Raw genomic sequence first — 16129 nt, forward strand, 5'->3', positions numbered from 1 at the left:
CATTGCGCACCGGAGCCGGCTGGCGGTCACGCCACGCCGGGGTCCGAGGTCTGCGGACCCGCGGCCTGGACGTCGTCGAGCCGGTAGCGGCGCGCGGCCTCCACCACCTGCGACCGGTCCATCTCGCCGGCGCGCGCCAGGGCGGCCAGCGTGGCGACCACGGTGGACTCGGCGTCCACCAGGAACACCCGCCGCGCGGCCGGACGCGTGTCGGAGAACCCGAAACCGTCGGTGCCCAGGCTCACCATGTCGCCGGGCACCCACGGCCGGATCAGGTCCGGCACCGCGCGCATCCAGTCGCTGACGGCCACCACCGGCCCCGGGGCCGCCGACAGCGCCCGCGTCACGTACGGCACCCGCGGCTCCGCTCCCGGGTTCAGCAGATTGTGCCGGTCGACGGCCTCGGCCTCCCGCCGCAGCTGCGACCACGACGTCGCCGACCACACGTCGGCCTGCACGCCCCACTCCTCGGCCAGCATCCGCTGTGCCCGCAGCGCCTCCGGCATGAGCACGCCGGCGGCCAGGATCTGCGCCCTCGGCCCGGAACCGCCCGGTGCGGCCTGGTAGCGGTACAGGCCCCGCAGCAGGCCGTCGACATCCAGGTCCGCGGGCTCCGCGGGCTGCTGGTAGGGCTCGTTGTAGACGGTGAGGTAGTAGAAGACGTTCTCGGCGTCCTCCCCGTACATCCGCCGCAGGCCGTCCTTGACGATGTGCGCCACCTCGAACGCCCACGCCGGGTCGTAGGCGATCACCGCCGGGTTGGTCGCCGCGATCAGCTGCGAGTGCCCGTCGGCGTGCTGCAGGCCCTCACCGGTCAGCGTGGTGCGCCCGGCGGTCGCGCCGAGCACGAACCCGCGGGCCATCTGGTCGGCGGCGGCCCAGAAGCTGTCGCCGGTGCGCTGGAAACCGAACATCGAGTAGAAGATGTAGACTGGGATCATCGGCTCGCCGTGTGTGGCGTAGCTGGTGCCCGCCGCGGTGAACGACGCGGCCGACCCGGCCTCGTTGATGCCCTCGTGCAGGATCTGCCCCTGCTCGCTCTCCCGGTAGGCCAGCATCAGCTGGTAGTCCACCGGCGTGTAGAGCTGGCCGAGCGGGTTGTAGATCTTCTGTGACGGGAACATCGAGTCCATGCCGAACGTGCGTGCCTCGTCCGGGATGATCGGCACGATCCGCGGCCCGATCTCCTTGTCCTTGGCCAGGTCCTTGAGCAGCCGGACGAAGGCCATCGTGGTGGCCACCTCCTGCTTGCCCGACCCACGCCGGATCACGTCGTAGACCTTGTCGCCGGGCAGCACCAGCGGCTTGGCCTTGACCCGGCGTTGCGGCAGGTAGCCGCCGAGCTGGCGGCGCCGCTCCTGCAGGTACTGGATCTCCGGCGCGTCCGGGCCGGGGTGGTAGTACGGCGGCAGGTACGGGTCCAGCTCGTCGTCGCTGATCGGGATGCGCAGGCTGTCCCGGAACAGCTTGAGGTCGTCCAGCGTCAGCTTCTTCATCTGGTGCGTGGCGTTGCGGCCCTCGAAGTGCGGGCCGAGCCCGTAGCCCTTGATCGTCTTGGCCAGGATGACGGTGGGCTGGCCGTGGTGCTCGGTGGCCGCCTTGTAGGCCGCGTAGATCTTGCGGTAGTCGTGCCCGCCGCGGCGCAGGCCCCAGATCTGGTCGTCGGTGAGGTGCCGGACCATCTCCTTGGTGCGCGGGTCGCGGCCGAAGAAGTGCTCCCGGACGAAGGCACCGTCGTTGGCCTTGTAGGTCTGGTAGTCGCCGTCCGGGGTGGTGTTCATCAGGTTCACCAGGGCGCCGTCGCGGTCGGCGTGCAGCAGCGCGTCCCACTCGCGACCCCAGATCACCTTGATCACGTTCCACCCGGCGCCGCGGAAGAACGCCTCCAGCTCCTGGATGATCTTGCCGTTGCCGCGCACCGGGCCGTCCAGCTGCTGCAGGTTGCAGTTGACCACGAAGGTGAGGTTGTCCAGGCCCTCGTTGGCGGCCACGTGCAGCAGGCCGCGCGACTCGGGCTCGTTCATCTCGCCGTCGCCCAGGAACGCCCACACGCGCTGCTGGCTGGTGTCCTTGATGCCGCGGTCGTGCAGGTAGCGGTTGAAGCGGGCCTGGAAGATCGCGTTCATCGGGCCCAGCCCCATGGACACGGTGGGGAACTCCCAGAAGTCCGGCATCAGCCGCGGGTGCGGGTAGGACGGCAGCCCGCCGCCCGGCCCGGCGTGCGAGTACTCCTGGCGGAACCCGTCGAGCTGGTCGGCGGTCAGCCGGCCCTCCAGGAACGCGCGGGCGTAGACGCCGGGGGAGGCGTGGCCCTGGATGTAGAGGTGGTCACCCCCGCCCGGGTGGTCCTTGCCGCGGAAGAACCAGTTGAAGCCGACCTCGTAGAGGCTGGCCGAGGAGGCGAACGAGGAGATGTGGCCGCCCACGCCGACGCCGGGGCGCTGCGCGCGGTGCACCATCATCGCGGCGTTCCACCGCATCCAGGCCCGGTACCGGCGCTCGGTCTCCTCGTCGCCGGGGAACCACGGCTCCTGCTCGGTGGGGATGGTGTTGACGTAGTCCGTGCTGGTCAGCGACGGGACGCCGACGCCGCTCTCGCGGGCCCGCTGCAGCAGCCGCAGCATCAGGTACCGCGCCCGCTGCTGCCCGTTGGCCGCCAGCACCGAGTCGAAGGACTGCAACCACTCCTCGGTCTCCTGCGGATCGATGTCCGGCAGGTGGGAGGCGAGACCGTCCCGGATGACCCGCACCCGCTGGGTGGGGACGGCGGTGTCGTTGTTGAGCGGGGACAAGGGAACTCCTCGACTACGTCGTGGATGTGGCAGGGTGTCCGGACAGTGACGTCCGACACTCCCATGGTCCCCCATGGCAGGGGTCGATGCGTACATCCGGCGGCAACACCGCCCGCACCAAGGCTGTCGGTGCGGTCTTCACCGGTCTAGAGTCGAATCTCTACGCGTTGCTACGGCGTGTCGTGCCGTCAGCAGTTGCGCCGGTGGCGGTTGGCAGTGTTCGCTATCGGCCAGGTCGACAAGGAGTGCGGCGCTGAACGGTCGCCGCACCGGTGCATTGGAGGAGTGAGAAAGCCGTGGTCGCCGCGGGAGACGCCGGTAAAGGCAGGACCGACGTCGCCGAGAGGCTCGACATCGAGCCCGAGATGGTTGTCCAGGAGCTCGGCTGGGACGAGGACGTCGACGACGACGTCCGGGCCGCGATCGAGGAGCGCTGCGGGAGCGAGCTGCTCGACGAAGATGCTGACGAAGTGGTCGATGTCGTGCTGCTGTGGTGGCGCGAGGATGATGGCGACCTGACGGACACGCTTCTCGATGCCATGACGCCGCTGTCCGACGACGGGGTCATCTGGGTGCTGACGCCCAAGACCGGCCGGGACGGCTACGTCGAGCCGGCCGACATCGCCGAGGCGGCGTCGACGGCGAACCTGGCCCAGACGGCGAACGTCAGCGTCAGCGAGGGGTGGATGGGCACCCGGCTGGCCTACCGCCGGGCCAAGGCCCGGCGCTGAGCGCACGCCCACCCCGCGGGCACCGGCGTCGCCCACAGGCGCCCGCGGCGGTGGGCTGGTCGCGGGTGTCACGACCCGAGCCCAGGGCGTGCGGTCCGGTGGCCCCGCACGCCCTGGTCCCTGTCGGTGCGGAGAATGTGGTGCCCACGCCGTGGGAACCCGGTGTCGGCATCGGCGCCGGCGGCGGTGGCCCCGGTGTAGGTTCGGCAGTGACAAGGTCACGTCACACAGGAGGATGCATCCATGACGGTCGAGGTCGGTGCGCAGGCGCCGGACTTCACGCTGCCGGACTACAACAAGGAGAAGGTCTCGCTGGCCGACTTCCGGGGCAAGAAGAACGTGCTGCTGGTCTTCTACCCCTTCGCGTTCAGCGGGATCTGCCAGGGTGAGCTGTGCCAGGTCCGGGACGACCTCGGCGAGTTCCAGAACGACCGGGTTCAGGTGCTCGGGGTGTCGGTGGACTCCCCGTTCGCGCTCAAGGCGTGGGCGGAGAAGGAGGGCTACACCTTCCCGCTCCTGTCGGACTTCTGGCCGCACGGCGAGGTGGCCAAGGCATACGGCGTGTTCAACGAGGCCGCCGGCATGGCCAACCGCGGGACGTTCCTGATCGACACCGAGGGCAAGGTCCGCTTCGCCGAGGTGAACCAGCCGGGCGAGGCCCGCGACCAGAACGTCTGGAAGAAGGCGCTGGCCGAGCTCACCGCGTGAGCAGGTTTCCGAGCAGCGGTGGCGGTCGACCGGGTTCCGGGGACCCGGCCGAGCACCGGTAAGGTGTCGACGGTGATCCGACCGGCGGTGCCGGCCGACCGCCACGGGGGCGCATAGCTCAGTGGAAGAGCACCTGCCTTACAAGCAGGGGGTCGCTGGTTCGAACCCAGCTGCGCCCACCACCCAGGTGGCGACCAGGGACAACAGCGATTTCCTTGGTCGCGGTGTCTGTTGCACAGCCACAGCGACACCAGAACCTCCTTTTCGGGAATGCATCACACGGTGAGGCTCCAGTGGTGTTCGCCGTGCGGCTGGTCGATCCACAACCACTGATCGTCCGCCTCGGTGGTCACGCCGAGGCGCGACCACCCCGGTTCGCCCGCGGCCTGCCACACCTGGTGTGCCTGCTCGACCGCTGCCCATAGCGGTGTGGGTCCGCTTTCGGTCACCGGCCGTGTTCCGGCGGCGGTCGGTCCAAGCATCACGACGGCGTGCGATCCGTCCGGCGCGGTGATCGTCCCGGCGGTCGGCCGCCGGGTGTCGGGATCGATCCGTAGCCCGAACCGCGTTCCGGCCGGTAGGCCGGTGAAGTGGGCCAGGAACCACACCACGCGGTGGGTGTTCCACGGGTTCGGCGGCGTGTTCGTGGCACGTGTGCGCGCTCCTCGCCGTTGGGCGTGTGCAGGGCGGGCGGCTGTTCGTGGTGGTGGCGCATCGCCATGAACGCAGCCCACCGGTCCGTGAACCGCCCTTCCAGCCGTTCACCGTCCCGGCGCAGCAGCACGAGGTTTCCCGCGCTGGTGCCGACCTTGATGTCGACCAGGAGCAGCCCGTCGTCGACGAGCTGGTCACGCCAGGCGCGCGGCACCGTCGGCACCGAGCACGTCGCGATGATCCGGTCGTACGGCGCGTGCTCGCGCACGCCTTCGGCGCCGTCGCGGGTGACGAGCGTGGGGCGCAGGCCGATCGAGGCCAGCCGTTCCCGCGCCGGGTCGACGATCTCGGCGTCCAGGTCGACGGAGAACACCCGCTCGTCACCGAGCCGGTGCGCCAACAAGCCGAACGCGGCCATCAGCGACCGGACGCCCGCGGCCACGTCCATCAGCTCGTAGGTCAGGGCGTCGTAGTCCGAGCGCCAATCCACGTACGATGCCGCGTTGCCCGCATGGATCGCCGCCGCCGTCAGGTGCTCGCCTATGACGATGACACGCACCTCGAATGACTTCGGCACCCACCGCTGCACCACGTGGGTGGTGACCTCGATACCTCGGAGATCGACGAGGTCAGCGGCATCGAGAACCCGCGTCCACGACAGTTTCCGTGTTCCCTGTTCCGAGATCGTGTTCGACCCGAACAACTTGGTCACCGACCGGCCCTGTTCGGCGAAGTCACGGAACGCGGCTGGCTCGTTGGTGATCACCGTGTCCGGCACCGACAGCCCGGCCGCCGCGGCCCGCACCAGCTGCACCGGCTTGTGACATCGGCCGACGGATCGAGATCGCGAGCGAGGAACCATCTGGTCGGCTCGAGGTCGGCCGTGCCGGGGGCGGGTGGCTGGGCGGCGTCGGGGGTCTCGCCGCCCAGCCGTCCGGGTGCCGTCCCGCCCGGGAGATCGACGGTTGGGCGCCCGGATTCGGGGCCGGTCGGCGCGCCGGGGAAGCGCCGACCGGGTTTGGTGCCCGGCGGGGTGGTGAACCGAGGGGCGGCCCACCACCCCGGCCGGGGCGACTCGGTACCGGCGGAGGGGGTGCGACAGTACCGAGCCGGGTCTCACAGGGTTTCGAGCTTGGCCAGAATGCGTCGCAGTAGTCCGGGATGCCGGGACATCGCTTCGCTGTTGTCGACAGGTATCCCGGATTCGACCAGCGGCAGTATCCGTGTTTCCTCGTCGTCGGTCAGGTCCCCGCGAAGCTGCATCGTGCGTGGCTCGCGCAGCCGGTGCCGGCCGCCGCTGGTCTCGGCCTCGACTCGCGCGACCAGGTAGGCCACGGTCACCGCGCCTTCGCCACCCCCGGCATGCCGAGCCGGGGCGTAGGAGACCATCGCCCACAACGCGACACCGCCGACCCCGAGCGCCGCGACCGCGATCAACGCCGCGATCACCGCTCCGTCCTCCCGTCGACCACGCGCGGCGGAACGTAGGTGGCGCACTTGTCCCGCAGCGTCGCGGACAACTCCGCGAGCACGTCGGCCATGTCGATGAGCTGCCCGTCGGTGGCGCACCGCTCGCGCACGTCGTCGGCCAAGTCGTCCAGTGCCGCAGCCGCGCGCACCAACAGCGAGTGCAGCGGCGGAACCACGCTGCTCATGACGCACCGCCCGTCTTGGCGACCGCGTCGCCCAGCACCGGCGGGAGACCGGCGAGCACCCGCGCCGCAGCGTTGCACTCCGGGCACGTCTCCCACAGCCAGGCGGTTTCAGTGTTGTCCGCGATCAGCTGATGGCCGCACAGCGTCTGGACAGTCATGCCAGTGGGATAGCCACCCGCCGGTTTCGCGTCGGTGCTCGCGTGCCGCTGACCGACAGCGGGGACCCACGAGAAGGGATGCGGGCGGTACGGCATGGTGTCCTCCCAATAGGCTCCGGTCACCACGAACCGTGGTGCCATCATTACCAGTGTTGCGGCACCAGAGTGACAGTTGGTAAGGGTGAGCCGCAATGATCTGATCGGAGGATCTGTGCTCACTGCTCGCATCTGTTTATGCTGTGGTGCATGGCTGGTACCACACCGAAAGCGCGTGCACTCGGCGCCGAGCTGCGAGCAGCGCGTGAAGCGGCCGGGATCGGACTGCGCCAGTTGGCCGAGCAACTCGAAACGTCGCACGCGACGGTGTCGCGCTGGGAGACGGGCGCCCGCTCACCCAAGCCGGAACACGTAGCCGCGTACCTGGCGAAGGTCGGTGCTTCTGCCGAACAGCGGGAGCAGCTGGTCGAGCTGGCGCGGGACCCGGACGGGTCGCACTGGCTTTCGGTGGGAATGCCAGAGCAGCAGCGACAGCTCGCTGCGCTCCTGGAGATCGAGCGGGAGGCAAAGCGCATCACCACCGTGTCGCCGCTGCTGATCCCTGGCCTGTTGCAGACCGCCGAATACGCGCGGGAGATCATGAAGACGGGCGGCGTGCCAGCCTCCGAGATCGATACTCGGGTCGCCGTTCGTCTCGGGCGACGCGACGCGATCACCCGCAAGAATCCCGCTGAACTGCGTGCTTTCATTGGTGAATCGGTGCTCTACCAATTGATCGGTAGTGCGGAGATCATGACCGATCAGCTGGAAGCACTGCTGAAGTACGCAGAACTGGACAACGTCGAACTTCGAATCATCCCAACCCGATGCGGCTGGCACCCCGGGCTTGAGGGACCCTTCTCGCTGGCGGAGTTCGATGATCGAAACCGAACCCCGGTGGTGCACCTGGAAAACCGAATCTCGGGATTGTTCCTGCACGAGCCCGACGAGGTGAGTGCCTACGAGATAGCCCTCGATAGGGTGGAGGAAGTTGCGATGAGCCCGGACGCCTCTTCCAGGCTCATCGCTGATGTCATCAGAACGGAGACGACGTAATGAGCGTATCTCACGCCATCCCGATCGGCTGGCGTAAGTCGAGCCGCAGCACCAACACAGACAACTGTGTCGAGGTCGGCCGCATCGGTGACGGCGCCGCAGTGCGCGACACCAAGAACCGCGGCGGCGGGTACTTCACCACCACCGGGCCGCAGTGGTCCGCGTTCGTCGACGCGATCAAGAGCGGCCGGTTCGACCGCTGAACGCAGACAGCGAACCGCTCCCGGCGTCCGTGGCGCTGGGGGCGGTTCCGTTCACATCATGAGTGAGCAGCCAACGCCAGCCATCCGGCTGTCGCACGAGCCACCCCACGTACTGCCGCGATACATCAGCAGGTAGCCGTGCCTGGTGTCGCGACCGCGGACGCGGGCAACCGTCCACCCGTTCGCGGTGACCCACTGCGGTTCGGGTTCGCGCCATCGACGGCTCATCGCACACCTCCGACCCGCCGCAGAAATGTCTGGATCGGGGGAGCGAAACCGGGGCGTCGTGCGTCCTAGCGAGCGGTGGGCGTCCGGAGCTTTGGGGGCGCTCCGCAGTTATCCGCGCCCCCGGCCCCGGACGACCACCCGTCCTCGGCGCAGTCATCTGCCCGGAAGTCGGCCCCAAATTCCGGCAAACATGGGGGTCGGTCCCCCAGGTTCAGGCAGTGATGATGTGGGTGGTGATCGTTCGGGGCGTCTGACCCGAGTTTGGGCCGACACCCCTCTTGGGTGGGTTGTCCTGAGTTTGATCTGTCGGCGTCTCCGGGGGGTCACCGTGTTGTCGGGGGCGCCGGGTGTGTGGGGTGTGACCTGATAGGAGCCTGCAAACATGGGATCCAGCAGGGCCCCCCAAGTTTCGGCTTAGATCCTTGCCGAATAAGCGTGGCATCGAAGCGACATCGTCAGTTCGTCCACAGCAACCACCTCCCCGCCACATCATGCCCTTACACGCCCTCCAGATATACGCAACTGCGGTAATCATGACGGTCATCCCCGAAAGAGCCGCCCGAAGGGCACCAGGTCATCCCGAGGTGAGTGCCACACGCTCATGGTGCCGGTCGTGCTGAACGCAGTCTGCGCCGACGTGGGTGGTGCACCGTGCGCGGCTCGCGCAGCCGGTGCCGGCCGCCGCTGGTCTCGGCCTCGACTCGCGCGACCAGGTAGGCCACGGCAGGTGGGTGACCAGAGAAAACAAAGCTTTCCTTGGTCGGGTTGCCGAGTGTTGACCCCCCGGGGGGGGGGAGTGCGCTGATCCGTGACTTCGGCAAGGCGCTCAAGCGCGAGAACAAATCACCAAGACAGCTGGGCTCGGTCAAACAACCCGTTTACGCGCTGGACCAGCGCTCGCCCGTCCAGTAGCCTCGCCGATGCCCGGCCGCTGCGCCATCCCCATGTGCTGTGGCCGGGACCAAGCGAAACGCCCCCACATCCTTCCGGTTCGCCGGTCGGGTGCGGGGGCGATTTTTCTGTCGGCGCCCGGCTCGCTGGGGATCCAGGCCGAACGCGCGCGTCGATCGACGCGGCGCGGGGCCGTGCTCGCCGCGACCGCGAAGGCATCGACCGGCCGACCTGCACGACGAACGCGCCCCGCACCGGTCACCAGGTGCGGGGCGCGGGCTGGCGCGAGCGTGTTACTCGTCGGCTGGCAGCTCGATGCGGGGGAACAGCGGTGTGGGCTTGGCGAGTTCGTCGCCGCCGTCGCCGAGCTGTGCGGCAACGCGTCGAGCGGCGCCGGGCAGGAACAGGGTCAGCTCGTCGGCCACCAGGCGCTCGGCGTCGACCAGCGTGCGCAGCACCACGTCGAGACGGGCGGCGGCGTCCTGGTCGCCGTTTTTCTCCGCCTTCGCCAGGGTCCACGGGGCGTTCTCGACGACGTACCGGTTGGCCTCGTCCACGATCTCCCACAGTGCGGCGGCGAGCCGAGCTTGCGGCGAGCCAAAATCACGGTCACGACCGCATTTCGCCGCGGACCCGCAGGATCTCGGTGCGGCACGGGCCGCACTCGGGCATGGTGATCCAGTCCAGCGGCGACGATTCATCCAGGTTGACCACCACGCCGCACACCGTGCGGACCTCGGCCTCCTGGCCGTCCCAGCGGCGCCCCCAGAACGCATGACGGGTGCCTGCACGCACCCCGGCCCCTTCAACAGTCCCGTCGGATGCCGGTACCTGCTGGTCGGGTACCGGCATCCAGAACACCCGGTCCACGTGCGGGCTGTGGGGGCGGCTGTCGACCATGCTCATGCCCAGAACGTATGGGCGTTGATCGACAGCCTGGTAGGACGTGGTGTCCTACTACCTGATCAGCTGACCCCAAGGGTGGTGGCCAGGTTCCGCAGCACCGGTGACCGCTGTTTGGTGGTGTGCAGCAGTTCCCGGGTCACCACCTTGGGAAGTTGCTGGTGCTTGGCCCAGTTCGGCGACGACTGCACCGCCGTGGCCACCAGTGGAAGCGCGTTCTCGGGTTGCCCGAGACGGAGGTGAGCCAGCGCGCGGTCAGCCAGGTGGCGGCAGCCCGCCATCGTGGGCAGCGCCGCGCCCTGGTTGGGCATCGTCGCCGCGGCTCGCACTGCCCGGTCGTAGTCGCCGAGTGCAATGTGGACGTCGGCGGCCTGCATCGCGATCAGCGACGGCCCGAAGGTGGTGGAGTAGTCGTTGCGATCTTCACCGACCCGTTGGGCTACCTCGGCGGCTGCGTCGAGGTAGTCGTGAGCCGCGGCGCGGTTTCCGGCCCGCGCTGCGGCGTTGCCCGATTGCATCAGCAGCGACCCGTAGGCCGACAGGTGCGAAGCCGGTGCAGACCCGTCGGGCTCGATGCTGGCGGCGGCCCGGTCGGTCAGCCGCAACGACTCGGTATAGCGCCCGGAGACCATCAGCTGCCACGCCAGCGATCCCTGGACGGTGGCGTGCATCCACGGGTCGTTGCTTTCGGCGGCCAACCGCACCGCCCACCGAGTGGCGGCCGACGCGGTGTCGTTGTGCCGGAGATGCATCAGCGTTGACCCCGCCGCCCACAGCGTGCGGGACAGGGCGTAGGCGAGAGCTGGCTTGTCTGGGAGGTTGGCGGTGGCGTACCCGGCGCGTAGTCCGTAGATCAGGTTGGGGAGTGCCGCCGCGGCGGCGTCGTGGTCGCCGGACCAGTAGATCCCCCAGGTAGACCTCGGCGCGCTGGGCGGCGTCAACGTCGCGCGGTTCGACATCATCGGGTGCACCGATCAGGTCGTCCAGGTCCGTGACGGCGTGCCGCAGTTCGACCGCGTTTTCCTGCGGCGCCTGGTCCGGGATGCGGGCCGGGCCGATCAGGTCTGCCAGCGTGACGTCCAGCGCTCGCGCGATCCGGTGCAGCGTGCCCACCGATGCGGTGCTGCGCTGGCCCTGTTCGAGCTTGCGCACCACGTCGATGGACACATCCGCCTTCTCGGCGAGTTCCCGCTGAGTGAGCAGCTTGCCGCGCAGCTGGCGAACACGGTCGCCGATCGGCTGATGAGGTTCGATGACCCTACCCACGGTCACCCTCGATTCGCGGAGTCGGGGATCCTCGCGGAATGCCCCCAGCCGGGGCGTCATGACCGCCGCGAGAAGGTGCACGGCCAGGGTAGCGGCGAGACGATCAGGTGACGAGCCTGTCAGGTGGAAGCGGTGGGATCTTCGTGCGGGTGCTGGGCCTGCCGGGCTGCTCGATACTTGGCTCGGGACTGGGGGCTCGGGCGAAGGAGGGCGGCATGGGGCCATCGGAGGAGGCTCGGGCCAGGCTGGAGGACGAGATCCGTGCGCTGCGGGCCCGGCGGCGGGAACTGCTCGACGAACTGGAGCAGCAGCGGGACTGGGCGGGCGACCGCGGGGACTCCTCGCAGGAGTTGCAGGGCGGTGACGAGCTCGTCGCCATCGACGACCGCATCGCCGAACTCGAGTGGCGGCTGGCCGGAGGCACCGCCAAGACCAGCGGGCTGCCACCGGGCACCGAGGTCAAGCTCCGCATGGAGCACGGCACGGTGCAGACCTGGCGCGTGGTGGCGATCCCGGAGGAGATCGCGCCCGGGGCCGAGGACACGTCTCTCACCTCGGACAGCCCGCTGGGCATGGCACTGGTGAACAGCCGACCCGGCCAGACGGTCACCTACTCCACGCCGAACGGCGAAGCGGAGGTCGAGGTGATCGAAATCCGCCTTCCCGGCATCGGCTGAACCCGTCCGGGGCAAGCGTGACGGGCGCCATTGGTCGGGTGAGCCGGTTGGCGGCGTCTGACCGTTGTGGTGGTGCTGTTCAGGCTGTGGTGGGGACGGGTTCGAGTGCGGTCAGAAGTTCCTGCTGCTTGTGGCGGTAGGTGGCCGCGTTCGCCAGCTTGATGTCCTCATAACCCCGGACCATGTCCGGGAGTTCGGCCAGTTCCAGGGTCGCCGGGTGGTCCGGGTTCGCCAGGGCCCGGGTCATCGCCGAGCGGTACTCGGCGATGAGGTCGCGTTCCACGCGGCGGACGCGGGTGTGGCCGAACACGTCGAGGCGGGTGCCGCGGAGCCTACGCATGCCGCGGAGCACGCGCAGGACCGGGCGGAACCACGGTCCCAGGCTGATCTTGCGGTTCATGCCCAGGGCCCGCAGGACCGGTGGGTGCAGCTGGTAGGCGACGCGGGCGCCGTCGCCGAACCGGGCTTGGACGTCGGCCAGCACGCGCTCGTCCAGCGACAGCCGCGCGACCTCGTACTCGTCCTTGTAGGCCATCAGCTTGTGCAGGTTGCGGGCGACCGCCTCGGTGACCGCCGGCGGGGCCGCCCGGCGCACCCGTTCCACGAACTCCGCGTACTCGCGGGCGTATCTCTCGCTGTGGTAGTCGACGAGGTCCGGGATCCGGATGTCCAGCAGCCGCGCTAGCTCCGAGCCCTCCGGGGCGTCGACCAGCGCCCGCACCCGGCGCGCCGCCTCGCTCGGCGCGGGCACCGCCGCCGGGGCGGGCGGCGTGATCTCCGCCCGCAGCGCCTCGGGGTCGGCGATCGCCTGGCGGCCGCGGCGGAACGCCTGGATGTTGGCCGCCACCGCGGTGCCGTTCAGCTCGATCGCCTGCTCGATGGCCGTCGCGGACAGCGCCAGCGCACCGCTCTGGTAGGCCGCGCCCAGCTGCAGGATGTTGGCGAACTGGTCGTCGTCGAACAACTCCTCGGACAGCCCGCGCGCGTCCAGGTAGAAGGCCCGCGCGCTCGCCTCGTCCAGCGGGGTCCGGATGGTGTCCTGCGCCGGGAACGACACGCTCGTGTCCACCACCATCCGCCCCGTCGGGACCTCGGTCGTGGACACCACCGCGGTGGTGCGGTCCGGATCGGCCGCCGCCAGGTGCGTCGGGTCGGCACCCACGAGCAGGTCGCAGGCCAGGTAGAGGTCGCACTCACCGGCGGCCAGCTTCGGGGCCTGCGCCACCGGTTCCGCGGTGATCTTGAGGTCGGAGACCACCGCGCCGCCCTTCTGCGCCAGGCCGATCTGGTCGAGCGTGCGCACCTGCCGCCCGTCGATCACCGCCGCGGTGGCCAGGATCTGGGTCACCGTCACGACGCCGGTCCCGCCGATGCCGGTGATGCGAACCGTGAAGTCACCGGCAATCGACCGCTGCGGCTCGGGCAGCGCGTCCGCGGCCAGCTCCCCGACCCGGCGACCCGATCGACGCCCACCGGGCACCACGGTCATGAAGGACGGGCAGTCCCCGGCCAGGCACGAGTAGTCGACGTTGCAGGACGGCTGGTGGATGCGGGTCCTGCGGCCGAACTCGGTGGCCACCGGCTGCACGGACAGGCAGTTCGACTTCGCGCCGCAGTCGCCGCAGCCCTCGCAGACCCGCTCGTTGATCACCACCTTCCTCGCCGGGGTCGGCTGCTTGCCGCGGCGTCGCTTGCGGCGCTTCTCGGCCGCGCACTCCTGGTCGTGGATCAGCACCGTCACGCCCGGCACGGCCGCCAGCTCCTGCTGCGCCGCCAGCAGTTCGTCGCGGTGGCGGACCTCGACGCCCTTCGGCAGGCGCCCGGCGAGCCGCTTGGGCTGGTCGGTGGTGACGACGACCTTGGCGACGCCCTCCAGCAGCAGGACCTCGGCGAGTCGCGCCAGCGGCAGCGCGCCGACGGCGTCCTGGCCGCCGGTCATCGCCACGGCCGAGTTGTGCAACAGCTTGTAGGTGATGTTGACCCCGGCAGCGACGGCGGCGCGTACGGCCAGGCTGCCGGAGTGCGTGAACGTGCCGTCGCCGATGTTCTGCACGAAGTGCTCCGTGCCGACGAACGGCGCCATGCCGATCCACTGCGCGCCCTCACCGCCCATCTGGGTGAGCCCGACGACGTCGCCGACCTGGTCGGGGTCCATGAACAGCGCCATCGTGTGGCAGCCGATCCCGGCGCCGACCACCGTGCCGTCCGGCACCTTGGTCGAGGAGTTGTGCGGGCAGCCGGAGCAGAAGTAGGGGGTGCGGGCCAGCAGCGGCACGGAGATCCGCTGCGGACGGCGGCGCCGCCGCCACGCCTCGATCGGCGCCACCTCGCCGTGCGCGGTCAGCCGGCGGGCCAGCCCCTCGGCGATCCCGTCCGGGTTCAGCTCGCCGAGCTCGGTGAACAGGGTCCGGCCGTCCGCGTCCTTCTTGCCGTGCACGGCGGGCGCGTCCGGCAGGCCGTAGAGGACCTCCTTGATCGCCGACTCCAGAAACGAGCGCTTCTCCTCCACGACCACGATCTCGGTCAGGCCGCGGGCGAAGTCCCGCACGATGTGCGGGTCCAGCGGGTGGATGGCGCCGAGCTTGAGCAGCCGGACGCCGTGGCGGGCCAGTTCCGCGTCGTCGAGGCCGAGCGCCCGCAGCGCCTGCCGGACGTCGAGGTAGGACTTGCCCGCGGCCACGATGCCGATCCGGTCGTCGGCACCGCTGCGCACCACCTGGTTGAGGTCGCTGGCCCGGATGTACTCCAGCGCCAGCGGCAGGCGCACGGTGTACAGGCTGTGCTCCAGGGTGGCCAGCTCGGGGCCGAGCAGCCGCGCGTTGGGGCGGTGTGAGTAGGGCCTGAGCTCGGCGGGCAGCTGCGGTGCGCTCCAGTCCGGTCGCACCACGGCGGTCCCGGCGGCGTCGGCCACGTTCGCCACCACCTTCAGCGACGTCCACAGGCCGCTGGCTCGGGACAGCTCCACCGCGTGCAACCCGTAATCGAGCAGGTCCTGGGAGTCGGCGGGGAACAGCACCGGCATGGCCAGGTCGGCGAGCGCGGCCTCCGAGGCCGCGGGCACCGTGGACGACTTCGCGTTCGGGTCGTCGCCGACCAGCGCCACCGCGCCGCCCCGCGGGTTCGTGCCCGCCAGGTTGGCGTGCCGCAGCGCGTCGCTGGCCCGGTCCAGGCCCGGCGCCTTGCCGTACCAGACGCCGACCACGCCGTCCGGGCGCTGCGTGCCGAGGCGCTCGGCGAGCTGGCTGCCCAGCACCGACGTGGCCGCGATTTCCTCGTTCAGACCGGGCTGGTGCACCACGTCGTGGTCGGCGAGCAGCTTCGCGCGACGGGCGAGCTCCAGGTCGAATCCGGCCAGCGGGGAGCCCTCGTAGCCGGAGACGAACGCGGCCGTGCGCAGTCCAGAGCGGCGGTCGTGGCGGATCCGGTCGAACAGCATGCGCACGAGGGCCTGCACGCCGGTCACGTAAACCGTGCCCGCTTCCCGCAGGTAGCGGTCGTCCAGGGTGAAGGCGGCCATGGGGCAACTCCTCGTCGACTCCAGATCGGATGGTGATCGACGACACCTCAGCGGATCGTCCGCGCCCGCACAACACCACGCGCCGAACTACGGGTCAGCACGCAAAATTCGGTGGTCTCAGGACGACCATCCGGCCAAATTTTGCGTAACATGCCCACCCGTGGCCGACGCGACGTTGGATGCGACCGACCGGGAGATCCTCGAACTGCTGCGGGAGGACGCCCGCCGGACCCTGTCGGACATCGCCACCCGGGTGACCCTGTCCACCGCCGCGGTGAAGCGCCGCATCGACCGGATGCAGGAGCTCGGCGTGATCCTCGGCTACACCGTGCAGGTGGACCACGCCAAGCTCGGGTGGGGCGTGGAGGCGTTCATCGAACTGCGCTTCCTGGGCACCAGCGGCGTCGACGAGATCATCCAGACCACCACCCGGATGCCTGAGGCGCAGGCGGTGTTCACCATCGCCGGCGACCCGGACGCGCTGGTGTGGCTGCGGGTGCGCGACATGGCGCACCTGCAGCGCACCATCGACGAGATCCGCCGCAGCCACCGGGTGACCAGCACCAAGACGCTGATCGCGCTGGACTCCTGGATGCGCGGCCGCCGCTGACGTCCGCTCGCCCGGATCAGATCGACAGGACGAACCCGGCGGGG

The 16129-nt window shown here is 69.9% G+C and carries 16 protein-coding genes, 1 tRNA gene and 1 pseudogene; 7 read left to right on the forward strand and 11 right to left on the reverse strand.

Annotated elements, in window-relative coordinates:
• Nucleotides 1–26: 26 nt before the first annotated feature.
• Nucleotides 27–2792, reverse strand: a complete 2766-nt coding sequence (gene aceE, locus IEY17_RS08760) for a pyruvate dehydrogenase (acetyl-transferring), homodimeric type (RefSeq protein WP_188986796.1) — start codon at nucleotides 2790–2792, stop codon at nucleotides 27–29.
• Between the two features lie 296 nt (nucleotides 2793–3088).
• Between aceE and IEY17_RS08765 the strand changes: the two genes are divergently transcribed.
• From IEY17_RS08765 to IEY17_RS08775, 3 genes are all read left to right on the forward strand, one after another.
• Nucleotides 3089–3523: a DUF3052 domain-containing protein gene (locus IEY17_RS08765; protein WP_188986797.1), complete on the forward strand. Its 435-nt coding sequence runs from the start codon at nucleotides 3089–3091 to the stop codon at nucleotides 3521–3523.
• 243 nt (nucleotides 3524–3766) lie between these two features.
• Entirely contained in the window at nucleotides 3767–4231 is a 465-nt protein-coding gene (locus IEY17_RS08770) for a peroxiredoxin (RefSeq protein WP_188986798.1), read from the forward strand.
• Between the two features lie 107 nt (nucleotides 4232–4338).
• Nucleotides 4339–4413: transfer RNA gene (locus IEY17_RS08775), tRNA-Val, on the forward strand.
• A gap of 93 nt (nucleotides 4414–4506) precedes the next feature.
• Here IEY17_RS08775 and IEY17_RS08780 read toward each other — a convergent pair.
• The 5 genes from IEY17_RS08780 to IEY17_RS08800 all read right to left on the reverse strand — a co-directional run bounded on the left by IEY17_RS08780 (nucleotide 4507) and on the right by IEY17_RS08800 (nucleotide 6926).
• Nucleotides 4507–4680 (reverse strand): hypothetical protein, encoded by a 174-nt coding sequence (locus IEY17_RS08780; protein ID WP_188986799.1) that lies wholly within the window; start codon nucleotides 4678–4680, stop codon nucleotides 4507–4509.
• A 32-nt stretch (nucleotides 4681–4712) separates the two neighbouring features.
• Nucleotides 4713–5699, reverse strand: coding sequence for a hypothetical protein (locus IEY17_RS08785; RefSeq protein ID WP_188986800.1), 987 nt, complete (start codon nucleotides 5697–5699; stop codon nucleotides 4713–4715).
• A gap of 302 nt (nucleotides 5700–6001) precedes the next feature.
• The gene (locus tag IEY17_RS08790) at nucleotides 6002–6334 is read right to left on the reverse strand and encodes a hypothetical protein (RefSeq protein WP_188986801.1); all 333 of its coding nucleotides are present in this window, start codon (nucleotides 6332–6334) and stop codon (nucleotides 6002–6004) included.
• The gene (locus IEY17_RS08795; RefSeq protein ID WP_188986802.1) at nucleotides 6331–6540 is read right to left on the reverse strand and encodes a hypothetical protein; all 210 of its coding nucleotides are present in this window, start codon (nucleotides 6538–6540) and stop codon (nucleotides 6331–6333) included. The genes IEY17_RS08790 and IEY17_RS08795 overlap by 4 nt, the downstream gene beginning before the upstream one ends.
• A complete protein-coding gene (locus tag IEY17_RS08800; RefSeq protein WP_308423963.1) occupies nucleotides 6537–6926 on the reverse strand; it encodes an HC3 family zinc finger protein in 390 nt (129 codons plus the stop codon). Before IEY17_RS08800 ends, IEY17_RS08795 begins: the two co-directional genes overlap by 4 nt.
• Nucleotides 6927–6944: 18 nt before the next feature.
• Between IEY17_RS08800 and IEY17_RS08805 the strand changes: the two genes are divergently transcribed.
• A complete protein-coding gene (locus IEY17_RS08805) occupies nucleotides 6945–7790 on the forward strand; it encodes a helix-turn-helix domain-containing protein (protein WP_229679960.1) in 846 nt (281 codons plus the stop codon).
• On the forward strand, nucleotides 7790–7993 hold the full coding sequence (locus IEY17_RS08810) for a DUF397 domain-containing protein (RefSeq protein WP_188986804.1): 204 nt from the start codon (nucleotides 7790–7792) through the stop codon (nucleotides 7991–7993). Before IEY17_RS08805 ends, IEY17_RS08810 begins: the two co-directional genes overlap by 1 nt.
• A gap of 1412 nt (nucleotides 7994–9405) precedes the next feature.
• On the opposite strand, the gene IEY17_RS08815 is transcribed toward IEY17_RS08810, so the two are convergent.
• From IEY17_RS08815 to IEY17_RS25950, 4 genes and pseudogenes are all read right to left on the reverse strand, one after another.
• Nucleotides 9406–9669: a hypothetical protein gene (locus IEY17_RS08815; protein WP_188986805.1), complete on the reverse strand. Its 264-nt coding sequence runs from the start codon at nucleotides 9667–9669 to the stop codon at nucleotides 9406–9408.
• 52 nt (nucleotides 9670–9721) lie between these two features.
• Nucleotides 9722–10018, reverse strand: coding sequence for a hypothetical protein (locus IEY17_RS25295; protein WP_229679961.1), 297 nt, complete (start codon nucleotides 10016–10018; stop codon nucleotides 9722–9724).
• Nucleotides 10019–10077: 59 nt separating this feature from the next.
• Entirely contained in the window at nucleotides 10078–10977 is a 900-nt protein-coding gene (locus IEY17_RS08825; protein ID WP_229679971.1) for a transcriptional regulator, read from the reverse strand.
• A 151-nt stretch (nucleotides 10978–11128) separates the two neighbouring features.
• A pseudogene (locus tag IEY17_RS25950) lies at nucleotides 11129–11506 on the reverse strand (helix-turn-helix domain-containing protein); the annotation flags it as partial.
• On the opposite strand from IEY17_RS25950, the gene IEY17_RS08830 reads away from it, so the two are divergent.
• Nucleotides 11497–11958 (forward strand): GreA/GreB family elongation factor, encoded by a 462-nt coding sequence (locus IEY17_RS08830; RefSeq protein ID WP_188986806.1) that lies wholly within the window; start codon nucleotides 11497–11499, stop codon nucleotides 11956–11958. The pseudogene IEY17_RS25950 and the gene IEY17_RS08830 sit on opposite strands and share 10 nt — an antisense overlap.
• A 79-nt stretch (nucleotides 11959–12037) precedes the next feature.
• On the opposite strand, the gene IEY17_RS08835 is transcribed toward IEY17_RS08830, so the two are convergent.
• Nucleotides 12038–15475, reverse strand: coding sequence for an indolepyruvate ferredoxin oxidoreductase family protein (locus IEY17_RS08835; RefSeq protein ID WP_188986807.1), 3438 nt, complete (start codon nucleotides 15473–15475; stop codon nucleotides 12038–12040).
• Between the two features lie 160 nt (nucleotides 15476–15635).
• Between IEY17_RS08835 and IEY17_RS08840 the strand changes: the two genes are divergently transcribed.
• Complete coding sequence (locus IEY17_RS08840) at nucleotides 15636–16085, forward strand: Lrp/AsnC family transcriptional regulator (RefSeq protein ID WP_188986808.1); 450 nt, start codon at nucleotides 15636–15638, stop codon at nucleotides 16083–16085.
• The last annotated feature ends 44 nt before the right edge of the window (nucleotides 16086–16129 follow it).

Source organism: Saccharopolyspora thermophila (assembly GCF_014646075.1).
Lineage (GTDB): Bacteria > Actinomycetota > Actinomycetes > Mycobacteriales > Pseudonocardiaceae > Saccharopolyspora > Saccharopolyspora thermophila.